We start from the raw sequence: 16,024 nt of genomic DNA on the forward strand, positions 1-16,024 counted from the left end.
AGCGGGAGCGTTTTAAGAGACGGTTATTTTTTAATACCTGTCAAACGCAATCCGTCGCCTACGCATATGGGTTGACATGTAGCTTGTGGCTACTTTTTTCATCCACCAACCACAAGGATCCGGCCCGAGAAACCCACTCGCTTCCCTTGACAGGGGGCTGGTAAAACTGACGAGTCTACCCGGGAGGGTTCTGGTAAATAACGAACTTATTTTTACCTTAGAGCCTGGAGACGTATGGCGGACATTCACTCAGGACTGTATTACCTCAAAACCAATAACCTCTTGAACTAACCAACAGGTAGTTGATAATGCGTATTCTCCCAACTGGCTCCGATGATCTGGCCCTCAATTTCCTGCTGATTAATGCGATGCCCGGCAAACATCTGGTCCTGTTGCCCAATGCGCCAACCTTCACCATTACCGCCGTCTCCGACGACTATCTGGCCGCCCTGGGCGTGCGTCGTGAGCAGTTGGTAGGCTACGGCGTCTTTGAAGTTTTTTTTGGGGATGGGCGCAATCAGGCCACCGCTCTCCAACTTATGGATTCGCTGAGCCAGGTGATCGCAACCCAACAAACCCATACCCTAACCCAGCAGCCCCACCAATGGCCCAACCCCCATACGGGTGTTCTGGAATGGCGGGTCTGGCGACTGGTCAACAAGCCGGTGATGGGAAACGATGGGCAACTCGCCTTCATCATCAACACCGTGGAGGATGTTACCTCGGAGGTGCAACTGGTAGAGGTCGCCCAGGCCAATCGGTATCTACAAGCGGTGATCGATTTGTTTAAAGAACCCCTGCAAGTGCTTCAACCCGTTTATGAACAGGGTAAGCTGATTGACTTTCGCTTCAAGTTTACCAACCAGGCCTATGCCGCCTATGCCCAGGCGACACCGGAACACTTACAGGGTAAACGGGTGAGCGAGGTGTTTCCTGGCTATGTTGACACAGACAGCTTTATCAAGGCGGTCGACACTTACCAAACCGGCGAGCCACTCACGTTTGAGATCCACTACGACAAAGACGGTCTGGACCTGTATAATGTCATGAGTACGACTAAGCTGGATGAGGAGGTGGTCATTCATTTTACCGATTTTACCCGATTAAGGCAGTTACAGCTTCAGCTCGAAAACAAGATTGAGGAATTGAAGCACTCCAACGAGAATTTACAGCAGTTCGCCTACATCGCCAGTCATGACTTGCAGGAACCCCTGCGGAAGATTCAGCAATTCGGCGATCTACTCCTTAAGCAGTATGCCGACCAGTTGGGTGAGGGTACCCATTATTTACGGCGAATGCAGACGGCAGCCGCTCGCATGTCGACGCTGATGCGCGACTTGCTGAGCTTTTCCCGCCTATCCACCCAGCTGGAGAACAGGGTCTTCGTTAGCCTAACTGAAGTGGTTGAGTCGGCGCTCAGCGACCTGGATTTGGTCATCAGTGAAACGGGGGCTCAAGTATCGGTAGAGCCTTTGCCAACGGTTGAGGGCGATGCCTCCCAGTTGGGGCAGCTTTTCCAGAACCTGTTCAGCAACGCCCTTAAGTTCAGACGATCCGGCACAGCACCGGTCATTGGGGTCAGCGTGCAGCGCATAGCCGCCCTTAATCTCCCGGCTGGGGTAAAGCCCAGTCGGGCCGTAGCGGTTTACCAGCGCATCGACGTGTCGGACAACGGGATCGGTTTTGACGAAAAGTATGCGGAGCACATCTTTGAGGTGTTTCAACGGCTACACGGCAAAAACGACTACGCCGGTACGGGCGTTGGGCTGGCGATCTGCCAGAAAGTAGCGGCCAGCCACGGGGGGGGCATTACGGCCAGTAGTCAACCCGGTCAGGGAGCTACTTTTAGCGTGTATTTCCCGGTATCCTGATTGGCCTGGAATACGTGAGCCGTTTTACTACCTAAAATTGACCCTTGGATCAGGCTAAGACACATTGAAAAATTATTCATTTTAACCCCCATTTTAGAAGTGGCTCGGTGCAAATCCCTTCGTCTCATTGTGAGGAGCGTTGCTGTTGCACAACTCCGCTTTTTACATCGGATGTTCATTCTGTATAGGCTAGTGGTCAGATTTTCTCACCTCGTTGCCCCATCTCAGTTGAGATAAAGCATGGTAAAGCTCACAAAAGTGTCACCAGAAGCCAATGACCACTCCACTTTTAGGGCTATGGCCTGGTGGCTCATCAATGTTATAGCCCAAGAAATACAGGATATCCAACGGTACGCCGTCGCGGCCGTAGCGAGCAATGCTCGACTAACTTCCTGTCGGAGGTAATATTTTCTAGGCAACAGATGAGCATGAACTTAAAGAATACTACGGGATCAATAGAAGGGTTGCCCGTATGTCCATAGAGCTGTTTAGTGGCCTCATAGATAAAGCCGGGCTGCCGGAGCAGTCAGGTCGAGCGTCTCCTTTAACCGACGGTAGAAGTTATGCTTAGGGACGCGGCTGGACAGCTGAAAACAAGTGATTTGCTTTCCGGTATACTCTTTTCTGCCTTGCATACCTTAAGATACAGAAAAGACCACTTAAATTCCTAGGTAGAGTTGCGCAACAGCCACGGGCGTTTTACGAGACAGTGATTTTTTTATATCTGGCCAATTCAACCCGTCGTATACGATCGCCAAACCGTCTGGATGTGAGAACAACGAAAGTGGTACAAATTGAGGGTGTTGCCGTAAAGATTGAGGATTTGACGCAGATCATGCCCCGCTGATCAAGTCTACAGAGCAGGCCAGCTGCCTGGCCAGAAACCACGACTTTTACTGAAATACCGTCAATTTGTACCGCACCCATCGCCTGGGCAATCGATAGGTTTGTATCGGCAATTGTAGAAGAAAAATGTTGCTGGATTCAACTACGTCGGAGGGAGTACCTAAACGTATTTAGCTAGAATGGAGCCATTCTAGCTAAACGTGGAGGCCAGTCAGGCAGCCTACAACGGAGCTGATTACAAACTAATCAAATAACGGAATGGCTAAAAAGATAGCGGATCAACTTGTCGACATGCTGTTCGAAAACGGCGTAAAACGCATCTACGCCGTAGCAGGTGATAGTCTCAATGAACTAAACGATGCCGTGCGCCGAAACGGTAAAATCAAATGGATACACGTTCGCCACGAAGAAGTGGGTGCCTACGCGGCAGCCGCCGAAGCCGAACTGGAGGGATTAGCCTGTTGCGCCGGTAGCTGCGGGCCAGGCCATGTTCATTTGATCAACGGGCTGTATGATGCCCATCGCTCCGGCGTGCCGGTCATTGCCATTGCCTCAACGATAGATACATCCGAATTTGGTACCGATTATTTTCAGTCCACCAATACGATACGATTGTTTGACGATTGCAGTGGCTACAACCAGATCGCGACCACGGCTACCCAGGCTCCCCGCATGTTGCAGGCGGCCATTCAACACGCGCTTCACCTGAAAGGGGTGGCCGTGTTCGGATTGCCTGGTGATGTAGCCGCTTTGGAGGCTGTGGAAAGTCCCAGCGCCATGCACAATTACCGGACTGAGGTGGTGATGCGGCCTACCGACGCCGATTTAGTCCAAGTTGCCCATTTACTTAATGCAGGAACTAAAATCGCCATTTATTGCGGCATTGGGGCCGCTCAAGCACACCAGCAGGTCATCGCCCTGGCCGCTTTATTGAAGGCCCCAGTCGGTTATTCGTTCCGGGGTAAGATGGGCATTCAATATGATAATCCCTACGAAGTAGGCATGACCGGGCTACTGGGCTTGCCCTCCGCTTACCACAGTATGCACGAAGCCGATGTCGTTCTGTTATTAGGGACCGATTTTCCGTACACCCCCTTCATGCCGGTCAAAAATAAAATCATTCAGATTGATGAGAAGCCGGAACGGCTTGGCCGACGAGCCAAGCTGGCCATTGGCCTTTGTGGTAAAATCAATGATTCGCTGGTCGCTCTTCTGCCCCTGATCAACGAAAAGGTAGATGATAGTTTTTTAAGAGCCCAACTGAGCTTGTACGATACGGTGAAACGTCACTTGCATACCTATGTAGCGGATGAAGGCGGTACGAACGCAATTAGTCCGGAATTCGTAGCCTCTTCTATCAATGATCTGGCCAGCGACGACGCGATTTTTACGGTCGATACGGGTATGTGTTGCGTTTGGGGTGCCCGCTACATACAGGCCACGGGCAAACGACGCATGTTGGGATCCTTTAATCATGGTTCCATGGCGAATGCGATGCCAATGGCCATTGGGGCGTCACTAACGTATCCGGGCCGACAAGTCATTGCCTTCTGTGGCGATGGGGGCCTCTCGATGCTATTAGGCGATCTGGCCACGATCCAGCAATATCGTCTGCCCATCAAAGTGATTGTGTTTAACAACCGGGCGTTGGGCATGGTCAAGCTGGAGATGGAGGTGCAAGGGCTGCCGGATAATGAAACCGATATGGTTAACCCTGATTTCGCCTTAGTGGCTCAGGCCATGGGTTTCAAAGGCATCACCGTTCGTCAACCTGCCGACCTGAATAAGGCGTTAACCGACGCGTTTGCCCAAGAGGGGCCGGTTCTGATCGATGTTTTTACGAATCCAGCTTCCTTGGCGATGCCCCCAAAGGTAGAATGGGATCAGGTCAAAGGGTATACGCTGGCCATGAGCAAACTCATTTTGGGTGGACGAATGGACGAGGTACTGGATACCGTGAAAGCTAACTACAAGCATTTATCAGAGATAGTATAAGCGATAGCCCGCTTGAACCTACGATTCTACCGTCAGGGAGCCCTTTTTATGAGCCAGTCTAAATCGACCAGTATCTTTTCGCCCTTTCAGGAAGAGTTGTTTCGGACTCTTTGGATAGCGGCTTTTATCTCCAATGTGGGTACCTGGATGCAAAATGTAGGGGTAAGTTGGGTAGCCGCCACACTGACAACATCGCCCTTGATGATCTCATTGATTCAAACAGCCTCCTCCTTGCCTGCCCTGTTTTTTAGCTATCCTGCGGGCGTCATTTCAGACCAATCGGATAGACGTAAATTATTAATGGCGCTGCAAGTATTTCTTTTCGTGGTGGTCATGCTTCTTTCTCTTTTCACCGAGATGCACCTCCTTGGCATCCATATGCTGATTTTTTTCACCTTTTTAATTGGCCTTGGCGCTGCTTTTACAACGCCCATCTGGCAAGCAATCACGCCAGAGGTCATCACGCCAGCCCGATTAAAAGAAGCCATTGCCTTGAATGGGGTGAATTTTAATCTGGCCCGAGCCGTTGGTCCCGCTTTAGGCGGCATCATTTTAACCCTTGGGGGTATTCAATCCATTTTTGTGTTCAATGCCGTCTCCTTCCTGTTCTTAATTGGTGGCCTTTACCGCTGGAAGAATGCTGTTTCAACGGTAAAATCCATTGAGTTTCGAAAAACGGCTATTGCAGGCTTGCAGGCAGCAAACAGATCAAAGCCCTTTCGCCATTTGCTGATCAGAACCATTTCATTCACGGCGTTTGTCAGCATTCTTTTCGCCTTTCTGCCGCAGCTGTCGAAATACGAATGGAAGCAGACTAGCGGCCAGTATACCTGGTTATGGGTTAGTCTGGGTATTGGCGCTTTGGTGGGGAGCTATTTATATGGCATTGGTAACCGCTATTTAAAAGCGACTCAACTCATATTTTTCAGTTGTGAATTAGTGGCCATATGCCTCTTCCTTTTATCGCTGACGGCCAATTTTTATCTACTCCTTGGTATCTTATTTATAACCGGTATCGGCTGGATAAATGCGACCTCCATGATGAATGTGCTCGCCCAACAATACTCGCCTACTGAATTGAAAGGGCGCTTTTTAGCCATCAACGTAACGGTATTCCAGGGTAGTATCGCCCTATCGAGTCTGGGTTGGGGCTACTTATCCGAACTGGTTACTACCTTGACGGTACTGAAAATTGCGGCAATTGGTATGGCAATCGGTTGTGGCATGTTGTTATTCTTTCCCCTGGAAGAAGCGGAGGCCGTATCAGGCGAATCGGTTGCTTGCGTCGATCCTTTAGTCCAGTTTCATTTACAATAAAGGGTCGTCTTGTCCGGATATAAACCGGCTGTGTTGGTGGACGATTTTAGTGTATAATTGAATTGCCTCAATAATTAACTACTATCGATTAAGTGCCTGACAAGTACAATTAATTGCCCGAAAATTTAGGCATCGCTCATGACCTTTTTATAGTAAAGGGGAGGGTTTTATAAGACAATTTATAACGGTTACCTGCTCACCAATTCACCAGGTTTATCTCCTCAACCAAAAGCGATGAACCGTTTCATTGAATAAAACGATTTGAATTCTTTTAAAGGAAAAACCCAGAAAAAGTACTCTTCAACTTAACGCATTGTATTATGGCACAAAATACAGTATCATTCAAGTATCAATTAGAAAAGGAACAACCCAAAATATTGCCAGGCGGTGTAACACGAGGAGCATCGGTTAAAGAATTTCCAGCCTCGCAAAACCTCGCCGGAGTAAGCATGCACTTAGACTCCGGAGCCATTCGGGAAATGCATTGGCACGCAAATGCCGCCGAATGGGGCTATGTCGTTAACGGGCAAATGCGTACCACCTTAATTGACCCCGAGGGAAACGTGTATGTAGATCTATTCAATGCAGGCGATGTCTGGTATTTTCCCCGTGGATTCGGACATTGTTTACAATGCGTTGGAACAAACGCTTGTCATTTCATTTTAATCTTTGATAATGGCGATTTCTCCGAAGACCATACCTTTAGTGTAACCGATTTTATAAGTTCAGTACCAGCCGATGTTGCCGCAAAATGCCTGGGCATAACAGAAGCAGAAGTAGCACAGCTTCCACAAAAAGAAATGTATTTTGCCAACTGCGAATTGCCCAGCGTACACGATGGCATCGCACAAAGGCGAAAAACCAACGACCTCACCACCACGCATCGCTATCCATTAGAAGCCCAAATACCCGTCATCGTTCCTGGCTGCGGTACACAGCGGATCGTTTCACAAAACGAATTTCCCATTGCCGCTACCATTACAGGAACTCTCTTTGAAATTGAGCCGGGCTGTATGCGGGAAATGCATTGGCACCCCAACTCGGATGAGTGGCAATATTACCTACAGGGTAAAGCAGAAATGGGTGTTTTTTTGGCAGAACAAACCTTCATAAAAGACGAATTTGAAAAAGGTGATATTGGCTACGTACCCATGGGCGCCGGTCATTACATCAAAAACATTGGTCAGGAAGTACTCATTGTCTTAATAGGGTTTAACAATGGTAAATACGAATCCATAGACTTGAGCGCCTGGATTGCAGGCAACCCCTCCGATATATTAAAAGGCAATTTTATGGCAAATGATGCCCTCGTGGCTAAATTTCCAAAAGCCGATCGATTTTTAGTGTAGCCCCATTTTGGTCATGCGTGCCTTAAAAAATGATACCACTATTGCTACCGGATTACTAAGTCTAATCGCTGGCATTACGGATGCCTTTGTGTACCAGCTAAGTGCCATTTTCCCTGCAAACATGACCGGAAACTTTGTGGTATTCGCTATAGATATTTCAAAAGGACATGTAGATGCCGCCTTTCTTAAACTAGTCGCTTTACTCAGTTTCGTTCTAGGCATTGTAATAGTCTACACTATTTTATATCAACTTAAACTAATTAAAAATGCCATCCCATCCATCATCATTTTACACGCAAGCATTTTAGTAGCCTTATCCTTTTGCTTTATTTTTACTTTATCGCTCTCCATACCTGTACTTATCATCTGTAGCACGGTAGCCATGGGCATACAAGGTGCCTTTGCTGAAGAAATAGGTATCAGTACACCCACCCTGGTTTTAACAGGGAATATTACCAAACTATTCAGTAGCGAAATGGCTATTTTTTATGAAAAACGTGGCCAGGATAAAGTAGATCAAACCAAATTACCAACTCGTCAATTAGTAGTTTGCATAGGCTATTTCGCCGGAGCTGCTTTATCCGTTTTACCTAAAAATAGGGTGCCTTTAATTTGGCTGTTTGTGGTGCTCCTTTGGCTAATTTATTACTTTAAATTTTTCAAAAATGAAAATCAAACTGACTATTTAAAGCCTGTTTAAAAATGAGATAAAGGCTCATAAAAGAAAGAGTTAGCCAGTTTTGAGGGATGAGCCAACCGCATCGGCGGCTCGGCAAAGCTGTACCCTTCCGACCTGACCGCACTGGCCTTTATGTATGATCGAGCCAATCATCAACGAGTGGTTAACGAAGTGGTAAATACCTCGCCCTTCTTTATCCAAGTTAGTAACCGCATGTTTGCCGATGCCTGGCTGTTGCATGACTATCAAGTGATGAGTCATTTGAAAGACTACGTTTCGCCGGTCTTGGTACTGGAGGGGAAGCAAGATGTGATCAGTATTGAAACGGCTCAAACGATTACGGCCAGTTTTTCCACCGCCCATTTAGTGCTCATTGATCGGTGTGGTCACTATCCTTGGATTGATAATCCTGAGCCTTACTTAAGCTAAATCGAGTCATTCTTTGGCAAGAAGCATTGAGGCCAGACCATGGGAACCATGTGTGATTTATACGGCAAAAGGCCCGGGTTTACAGTTGCACCAAACTGATTCGGCCATAGCTTAAATTACTGGAAATAACAGTTAAAATCTATTTACAAATGACATTGATAGCTAACTACTCCCCGTCCGGGTTAGGTAGCTTTGGCCTGTTCAATTTAGGTAATACTTTAGTCACCTTTTAACTGTAACACAACTGGTGGTGGTCCCCAAACTGAAATGTCGGTAACCGTCAAAATTGGATGGGGACAAGTGAAACCACCAACTGTCGGCACAGCGATCTCGAACACAACCAGGGCGAGCTGATGGTGCCGTATTACATACGAACATAGAATACACGGCTCGTGGGTTGTGTACAGACTACAATCCGACAACTTACTCTCTCCTGATCGCCGAATAGCATCTCGGATAGCTTCTACTTCGGCATGACAAGTGATATCATTTCCTGGACGTGTGGCCTCCTGCCCTTCACCAATGATAATACCTCCGCACACAACTACAGCCCCGACCGGAGTGTTGCCTGTCTGAGCTGCCTGTCGGGCTAGCTCTTGGCATCGCTTCATAAATACCTCGTGTCGATTCATCAGGTTTAAAAATATAACGCCAAATCAGATTCGGACTGGTGTAGTAGATCATTGGTTCACCCTAAGCGGGTCCAGCCAGTTGCTCTGTAGCCTATTTTCGTTAGCCCATTTAACATATCCCAACAAATGAAATGTTTGCCATCTGTTCGCTGATGCTCATTTTCAATTGTTGGCTTTGGCCCTATTTGCCATGCAACGGCTCATAGGGCCGAATGCTGATAAACTACATTCAACACTAACAATGTATACCACTTTTTTGGATTATATTGAGAAATTGATTGGTGCAACTTACCAGAGATTAGAAGAAGTAAAATAACGGTATATAGAGGCAATTTTATGATTAGCTAGCTATTTCAGTTAATAGAAACCGGAATTCAACAATTGTCCTTTAATCATAAAGTTAATTAAGATTAATTTCGACCGATTTGGTATGAAATGGGATAAAATCTACTTCACTTAATATTCACTGTTGCGCTAGCCATCCCCAGCCGAAATCGGACGTTTTCGTGAACGATTTCCGGCGGTAGCTGATAATATTATAACATATTGATTAATAGAAAAATAACGAGTTCATTAACTACCTTTTCTTGAACGAAAATAGTCAATTCAGTAGGAGGGAAGCTTGTGCGGATATAAACAGTTAGAGGAGTAAAGAAATCGCAACGCTATCTATACAGGAAGCTTAGCGAAGGGTCATCGAGTTTTTTTAGTTAGAAATTAGCACTACTATTCGTCGATTACCACTTGTCTGATTCTGAAGTCAAATAGTTTAATAACTGTCCAATGTAATCCGTAGCATACGTATCAACTCAATCCAGTTTGTATTGACTACAACCTATCATTACAAGTTTAGGACCACCTGGCTTTTAAGCCTTGTCATGGTACCCTTTTCCAATGGCAGCCTTGTACATAATTCCCTGACCGGCGTGATTTATCAGCCTTGTTTACAAAGATGAGTAAGTTTGCTCATGCCGATCTTTAGTTCAAGCCTATCACAATAGGTGGGCAATTTCGATTTTTTATACTAGTATTATAGAGTAAAAATAGTAGTAACTGTGCATTTTAGTACGCTTGCTGTAGTGAATCGAAAAGCAGGATACTCTGGATTCGGAGCCGTGTAAAAAGGCTAAAATGAGCTATACAAAACGTACGTCTATTTTATGGCTTGGAGCGATATTCGTTCTTTTTTCTGCACCGCCCGGCACCGGCCAGATAGCGGAAAAAACATTCAGCCATCTTACGGTTGACGAAGGGTTATCCCAGAGCAGCGTGTATGCCATTACACAGGATACCCGAGGTTTTATGTGGTTTGGAACCCGTGATGGGCTAAATCGCTACGACTCTCGTAAGGTGGTCGTTTACCAAAATCAACCTGGGAATAAACATAGCCTTGCATCCAATACGATCAATAGCCTGTTACTGGACAAGCAAGGGTGTTTGTGGATCGGCACAACAAAAGGACTAGCGCTATACCGACCCGAGCTGGATGATTTTCAGCGAATTTCGGCGGGGGGAGCTGTCGCCAATGGACTCCCGGACTCCACTATTAATTCTCTGCTTAAAGATCACCAGCAACGTATTTGGGTCGGCACGCAGGGAGGGCTCTACAGGCTGCAAGCGAAGAATCCCGACCGAATTGAGAAGCTAACAGACTTAACTCAACAGCACCAGGACCTGAACGATCAGCCTGTTCGAACATTATTTGAAGATCAGGAAAGGGATTTGTGGGTGGGTACAGCAGGCGGATTAACCAAACTCCACCCAACACCGTCGGGGAAGTTTCAACTGACACATTATTACCTGAAATCCACCGACTCAATATATCACAACGCAACTAATGCAATCAATACGATTGCTGAAGATCGGCTGGGGCGTCTGTGGATTGGTACGGAAGGAAATGGTATTGCTTTATTCGATAAACGGCTAGGGCGTGTTACGACGTGGAATCCTGTTGCTGGTCTGGACTTGAGTACGCAAACCATTCGAACCGTAAAGCCCGGTGGGAAAGGCGATTTCTGGGTAGGCACCATGTCGGGACTGTATATCGTGGCTCAGGATGGCAGCCGCTTTCAGACACTGACCAATCAGCCCACTGATCCGAGTTCGTTAGGCGATAATTCCGTTCGGTCTGTGTTTAGAGACCGCGATGGCTCATTCTGGGTTGGCACGTATTATGGCGGAGTTGATCTGTATAGTCCGTTGGCCAGACAGTTTGGCTCGTTTCGCCCACTGGATCGACAGGGGAGAACACCGTTTAAAATTGCGAGTGCTATGCTGCCTGCCAGTACGCCAAATCAGCTCTGGATTGGCACCGAAGATCGGGGGCTTTTTCTGATTAACGCCGACAAAACTATTGCCCGGCATTACACCCATGATTCGAAGAATAACCAATCATTGACGAATGATAAGGTAAAGTGTCTGTTAAATGATGGTTCGAATGGACTCTGGATTGGCACGATAAAAGGACTCAATTATCTGAATTTTCGTCGGCAAACGATTACCCGGTATCGACATGAACCGCACAATCCGAATTCGTTGCCCAGTGATCGTGTTTATGACCTCAAACGCGATGCACAGGGTACGCTTTGGGTCCTCACAAACCTGGGTGGCCTCTGCCGATTCGACCCTAAAACACAATCATTCAACCAACTGCCACTCGGCTCTATATCGCCCAGTGCGAGCAACTTAATCTCTTTGCTGATTGATACCAAAGCAACTATGTGGGTTGGGACAACAAACGGATTATTTCAAAAAAAGCCAGGGCAGGAAACATTTGTCCGCTTTGTTCATGACGACAACGACTCGACGTCGATCAGTGCTAGTTATGTTAGCTGTTTCCTCGAAGATCGTCAGCACCGACTCTGGATTGGCACACGCGACGGGGGATTAAACGTGCTGTTGCCTGGTAAACAGACATTTCGCCACTTTACAATGGCGCAGGGATTAATCAGTAATACGATTGTTGGCATTCAGGAAGACAGCCGGGGGCATCTGTGGATCAGCACTGATAAAGGACTGACTCAATTAGATCCCGATCGGGCTCTGTTTTCAAGTTACAATAAATTTGATGGGCTGGTTTGTAAAGAATTTACAACCAATTCAACCTACCAGGATAAGCATGGTAACCTCTATTTTGGGGGGTACGACGGCATTGTCTTATTTCATCCAGACCGCATACGTAGCAATACCATTGTGCACCCGCTGGCATTCACTCAACTTCGTTTGTTCAATGAACCAGTCACAAGTCTATCATCCGACAACACCGACGAATCAGGTATAAACTACGAAAAAGGGCTTACGTTCACGCATCGCCAAAATGTGTTTTCGCTTGATTTTGCTGGTTTCAATTACATCAACGCCAACAAGAATCAGTACGCGTACAAGCTGCTGGGTTTCGACAAATCCTGGAACTACGTAAGCGATCCTCGGGCTATGTACATGAATCTTCCTGCTGGTGATTATGTGCTTCAGGTCAAGGGGGCCAACAATGATCATGTCTGGAGTTCGAAACCGCTGGAATTAAAAATCAAGGTGTTGCCGCCTTTCTGGAAAACGACCTGGGCTTATGTACTCTACGCACTAACCTTTTTGGGATTATTACAGCTTTGGTCCCGGTTTAACCGAAATCGACTAAAACTGGCGCACGAACTGGAAGTCGAACATACCGAGAAAGCCCGGCAACAGGAACTCCATCAGCTAAAACTGAACTTCTTTACCGAGATCGCTCATGAGATCCGAACGCCATTAACGCTGGTGATGGGGCCCATTGACGTCCTGGCCGACCAGTACGCTGGCGATCCGTTCATTCGGAAGCAATTGTCCATTATGCGGGGAAGCACCGATCGGCTGTTACGATTACTGAATCAGCTACTAGATTTTAGAAAGCACGAAACCGGGAATATTCAGTTACAATGGAAACGAACCGACCTGGTCGCGTATTTAAGTAACATTACAGACTCGTTTCGTGAACACGCCCATTCTCGTCAGATAACGCTGACCAATGAATCGGAAATAGCTGCTCTACCGACCTGGTTCGACGCTGGAGAATTCGAAAAAGTAGTCTACAACCTGCTTCTGAACGCGGTTAAATTCACGCCAGCGGGTGGCACTATTTCTGTTCGTTTGCAGGCGTGCGGTACGGTATCAGGCGCCGATGGCCATGCACGAATTACGATTGAAGATACGGGTAGCGGCATTCCGGCAGATGATTTAGACCGCATCTTCAACCAATTCTATCAGGTTGGCCAAACGAAAACGCGTGATTCTGGATTTGGCCTCGGGCTGGCACTCAGCAAGCAAATTGTTGAGCAGCATAAAGGAAAAATAAGCGTCGAGAGTCAGGAAAGTCGGCCGGGGCAAGCGGGGTTTACGCGCTTCATTGTTTTGCTTCCGCTAACAAATCCTGAGTTCACTTATCCGAAAATCGAGGCATCGCAGCCTGTACAAAACACGCTTCCGTCGCTTCTGCCATCCCTGGTTACTGACTTAACCGATCTACAAACGGACTCGGATGATTTGCCGGATTCAGACAGACCATTGATCATGGTTGTTGATGATAACGACGATATCAGAAGGTATATCCGGGATTTGTTTTCCGAAACCTGTCAGATACTTGAAGCCGCTGATGGGGCGATCGCCTGGGAGAAAGCCGCGCACGTATTGCCCGACCTGATCATCGCTGATGTGTCGATGCCCGTCATGGATGGCTTTTCGCTAACCCACCACCTCAAATCCGACCAGCGGACCAATCATATCCCGGTTATTCTGCTGACAGCTAAAAGCTCGGTAGACAGTCAGTTAACTGGCCTGCAAACCGGTGCTGATGATTACGTGACCAAGCCCTTTCAGCCAATTTTACTTCAGGCCAGGGTTCGCAATCTGCTACTGCTGAGGGAGCAGTTGAAAGCCAAATATCATCAACTCATTACGTTACAGCCACAAGCACAGGAACTGGACCACCCGGACGAAAAATTCCTGAATCAGTTGATGACCATTTTGAATTCGCACCTCAACGATCCTGACTTTAACGTTACCAGTCTGGTGAGCGAGATGGGGATGAGTCGTCCGGTTTTGTTCCGCAAAGTGAAAATGCTAACGGGGTTGTCGGTCATTGATTTGATACGGACAACCCGCTTGAAAAAAGCAGAACTTTTGCTGAAACAGCGCAAAGCAAACGTATCCGAAATCGCTTTTGCCGTTGGTTTCAGCGACCCGAAGTATTTCAGTCGGGCATTCCGCGCTCAGTTTGGTCTAACCCCTACTGAATACAGCCAACAAAGGGCTGATCCGTTGGAAGAGGTGGTATAAGGTTAAAACAGTGGTTTTTTCTCATTAAGTTTTTTAGAACGGAGCAGCGCTTCCAGAAAATAATAATCTGCGTAAACTAAGGGTACATCGATTTCGCTTGTTTTAGAGCCCGTGCTATGTAGAAGTAAAAACCCATGATTCTGGCCAATCGGCGATGTATATCGTTTTGCCAGGCTGCCAATCACCTGATCAGCTTTATCGCGATACGGTGATGGGGAACGGTATGTACTAAGCTCATACAGCGCTGAGGCCATAACCGCAGCGGCCGATACGTCACGTGGTTCGTTCGGAATGCCGGGTGCATCAAAATCGTAATAAGGCACCAGATCGGCGGGCATAGTTGGGTGATTGAGCATGTAGCGGGCAATCGCTTCGGCCTGTTTCAGAAATTGGGGATCTTTCGTTTCCCGGTAACACATCGTGTACCCATACAACCCCCACGCCTGTCCCCGCGCCCAGGCTGACTCATCGCTATAGCCCTGGTGCGTGTTTTTCTTAAGCACTTTTCCCGTCAGCGTGTCATAATCCACAACGTGATAGGAGCTATGATCTGGCCGGTAATGATTTTGTAGGGTCGTTTTCGCGTGCGTAACGGCGATTTTATAGAACGTAGAATCACCCGTCAGGCGGGTGGCAGCAAACAGAAGTTCCAGATTCATCATGTTGTCGATGATGACCGGACATTGCCAGACTTCCTTATGATGATCCCACGAGCGAATGATACCCGCTGTTGGTTTAAATCGTTTTATCAAACTTCGCGCACCCTGAATAATAACTTCGCGATAGGCCTTGTCGCCCGTCAACCGATACCCATTTCCATAGCTGCAATACAGCTTAAACCCCATGTCGTGCGTTCCAGTATTCAGTTTCTCCCGCTCCAGGCTGGCGGTGTAAAGCCGAGCCTGGTCGGCCCATGCCCGCTGCCCCGTGTACTCATAGAGATACCATAATTCGCCGGGGAAGAAACCGCTTGTCCAGTCACGGGCGGGCACCAGTTGTAGGGCGCCCGTTTTGTCGAGTGTTCTGGGCGACACCAGCGCTACGTTCGTACCTGCCGAATTCTTCGCAGCGGCTATGTCTTTGAGCATTCGTTTCGTCTGTTGTTCAGCCTGATTAAAGGCTGTTTTGATCAGGGAGTCTGGTACAAATGCTGCCAGGAAGCAGGCGACAATAAGGGATGCGAAAATGAACCTGCCTGTTTTCATGCGTCTAGTTGATGGGGTTTAGTTTAGCCAGATAATTGGATCGCGAATGGGCAGGTTACGTAGCACTTCGTCTACCTGCGGATCATGAGAGGGGTTGACCGACCATGCCGGTTTATGGGGATGAGCCGTCTATAGTACGATCGATAGCAGATACAGGAGCAATGAAACGAGTAGCATCACTGATCCAATTTCGGCAAAGGTGATCACAAGTCTATTTTTTCTCACATGGATTATTCCTTAAAAATGTTGGCAGTGCAAGTTTAGTTACGTACAACTTTTTCTTGATGGTGTCTAATGGCCTAAAAGGTGGACAAATCGTTCATAGGCGTAAAAAACTGTTCAAAGAGGTGGACAAACCGTTCGATTTAGATTATTCCGATATTTTCTAGGCTCC

At 47.4% G+C, this 16,024-nt stretch carries 9 protein-coding genes and 1 pseudogene; 7 read left to right on the top strand and 3 right to left on the bottom strand.

All coding sequences use genetic code 11. The annotated features are described in order from the left end of the window. Positions 1–308: 308 nt before the first annotated feature. A complete protein-coding gene (locus CRO74_RS29485) occupies positions 309–1,871 on the top strand; it encodes a sensor histidine kinase (RefSeq protein WP_097131610.1) in 1,563 nt (520 codons plus the stop codon). Positions 1,872–2,156: 285 nt separating this feature from the next. Here CRO74_RS29485 and CRO74_RS32480 read toward each other — a convergent pair. After that, a pseudogene (locus CRO74_RS32480) lies at positions 2,157–2,506 on the bottom strand (transposase); the annotation flags it as partial. Between the two features lie 469 nt (positions 2,507–2,975). On the opposite strand from CRO74_RS32480, the gene CRO74_RS29495 reads away from it, so the two are divergent. From CRO74_RS29495 to CRO74_RS29515, 5 genes are all read left to right on the top strand, one after another. Beyond that, positions 2,976–4,712, top strand: coding sequence for a thiamine pyrophosphate-dependent enzyme (locus tag CRO74_RS29495; protein WP_097131611.1), 1,737 nt, complete (start codon positions 2,976–2,978; stop codon positions 4,710–4,712). A 12-nt stretch (positions 4,713–4,724) separates the two neighbouring features. Next, positions 4,725–6,029 carry an MFS transporter gene (locus tag CRO74_RS29500; protein ID WP_144035997.1) on the top strand — a complete coding sequence of 435 codons (1,305 nt, stop codon included), beginning with the start codon at positions 4,725–4,727 and terminating at the stop codon, positions 6,027–6,029. A 320-nt stretch (positions 6,030–6,349) separates the two neighbouring features. Then, positions 6,350–7,378, top strand: a complete 1,029-nt coding sequence (locus CRO74_RS29505) for a cupin domain-containing protein (protein WP_097131615.1) — start codon at positions 6,350–6,352, stop codon at positions 7,376–7,378. A 13-nt stretch (positions 7,379–7,391) separates the two neighbouring features. Next, a complete protein-coding gene (locus CRO74_RS29510) occupies positions 7,392–8,078 on the top strand; it encodes a YoaK family protein (protein WP_097131617.1) in 687 nt (228 codons plus the stop codon). A 111-nt stretch (positions 8,079–8,189) separates the two neighbouring features. Further along, positions 8,190–8,486: an alpha/beta fold hydrolase gene (locus CRO74_RS29515; RefSeq protein ID WP_097131619.1), complete on the top strand. Its 297-nt coding sequence runs from the start codon at positions 8,190–8,192 to the stop codon at positions 8,484–8,486. A gap of 218 nt (positions 8,487–8,704) precedes the next feature. On the opposite strand, the gene CRO74_RS29520 is transcribed toward CRO74_RS29515, so the two are convergent. Then, positions 8,705–9,118 (bottom strand): nucleoside deaminase, encoded by a 414-nt coding sequence (locus tag CRO74_RS29520; RefSeq protein WP_097131621.1) that lies wholly within the window; start codon positions 9,116–9,118, stop codon positions 8,705–8,707. A gap of 1,131 nt (positions 9,119–10,249) precedes the next feature. Between CRO74_RS29520 and CRO74_RS29525 the strand changes: the two genes are divergently transcribed. Further along, the gene (locus CRO74_RS29525) at positions 10,250–14,425 is read left to right on the top strand and encodes a hybrid sensor histidine kinase/response regulator transcription factor (protein WP_144035998.1); all 4,176 of its coding nucleotides are present in this window, start codon (positions 10,250–10,252) and stop codon (positions 14,423–14,425) included. Positions 14,426–14,427: 2 nt separating this feature from the next. Here CRO74_RS29525 and CRO74_RS29530 read toward each other — a convergent pair whose 3' ends face one another. Continuing rightward, a complete protein-coding gene (locus CRO74_RS29530) occupies positions 14,428–15,630 on the bottom strand; it encodes a glycoside hydrolase family 88 protein (protein ID WP_097131623.1) in 1,203 nt (400 codons plus the stop codon). Positions 15,631–16,024 lie beyond the last annotated feature (394 nt).

This window comes from Spirosoma fluviale (assembly GCF_900230225.1).
GTDB lineage: Bacteria > Bacteroidota > Bacteroidia > Cytophagales > Spirosomataceae > Spirosoma > Spirosoma fluviale.

Coding starts and splice junctions, on each gene's coding strand:
- CRO74_RS29485 (WP_097131610.1), top strand. CDS start 309: ATGCGTATTCTCCCAACTGGCTCCGATGATCTGGCCCTCAATTTCCTG.
- CRO74_RS29495 (WP_097131611.1), top strand. CDS start 2,976: ATGGCTAAAAAGATAGCGGATCAACTTGTCGACATGCTGTTCGAAAAC.
- CRO74_RS29505 (WP_097131615.1), top strand. CDS start 6,350: ATGGCACAAAATACAGTATCATTCAAGTATCAATTAGAAAAGGAACAA.
- CRO74_RS29510 (WP_097131617.1), top strand. CDS start 7,392: ATGCGTGCCTTAAAAAATGATACCACTATTGCTACCGGATTACTAAGT.
- CRO74_RS29515 (WP_097131619.1), top strand. CDS start 8,190: ATGTATGATCGAGCCAATCATCAACGAGTGGTTAACGAAGTGGTAAAT.
- CRO74_RS29520 (WP_097131621.1), bottom strand. CDS start 9,118: ATGAATCGACACGAGGTATTTATGAAGCGATGCCAAGAGCTAGCCCGA.
- CRO74_RS29525 (WP_144035998.1), top strand. CDS start 10,250: ATGAGCTATACAAAACGTACGTCTATTTTATGGCTTGGAGCGATATTC.
- CRO74_RS29530 (WP_097131623.1), bottom strand. CDS start 15,630: ATGAAAACAGGCAGGTTCATTTTCGCATCCCTTATTGTCGCCTGCTTC.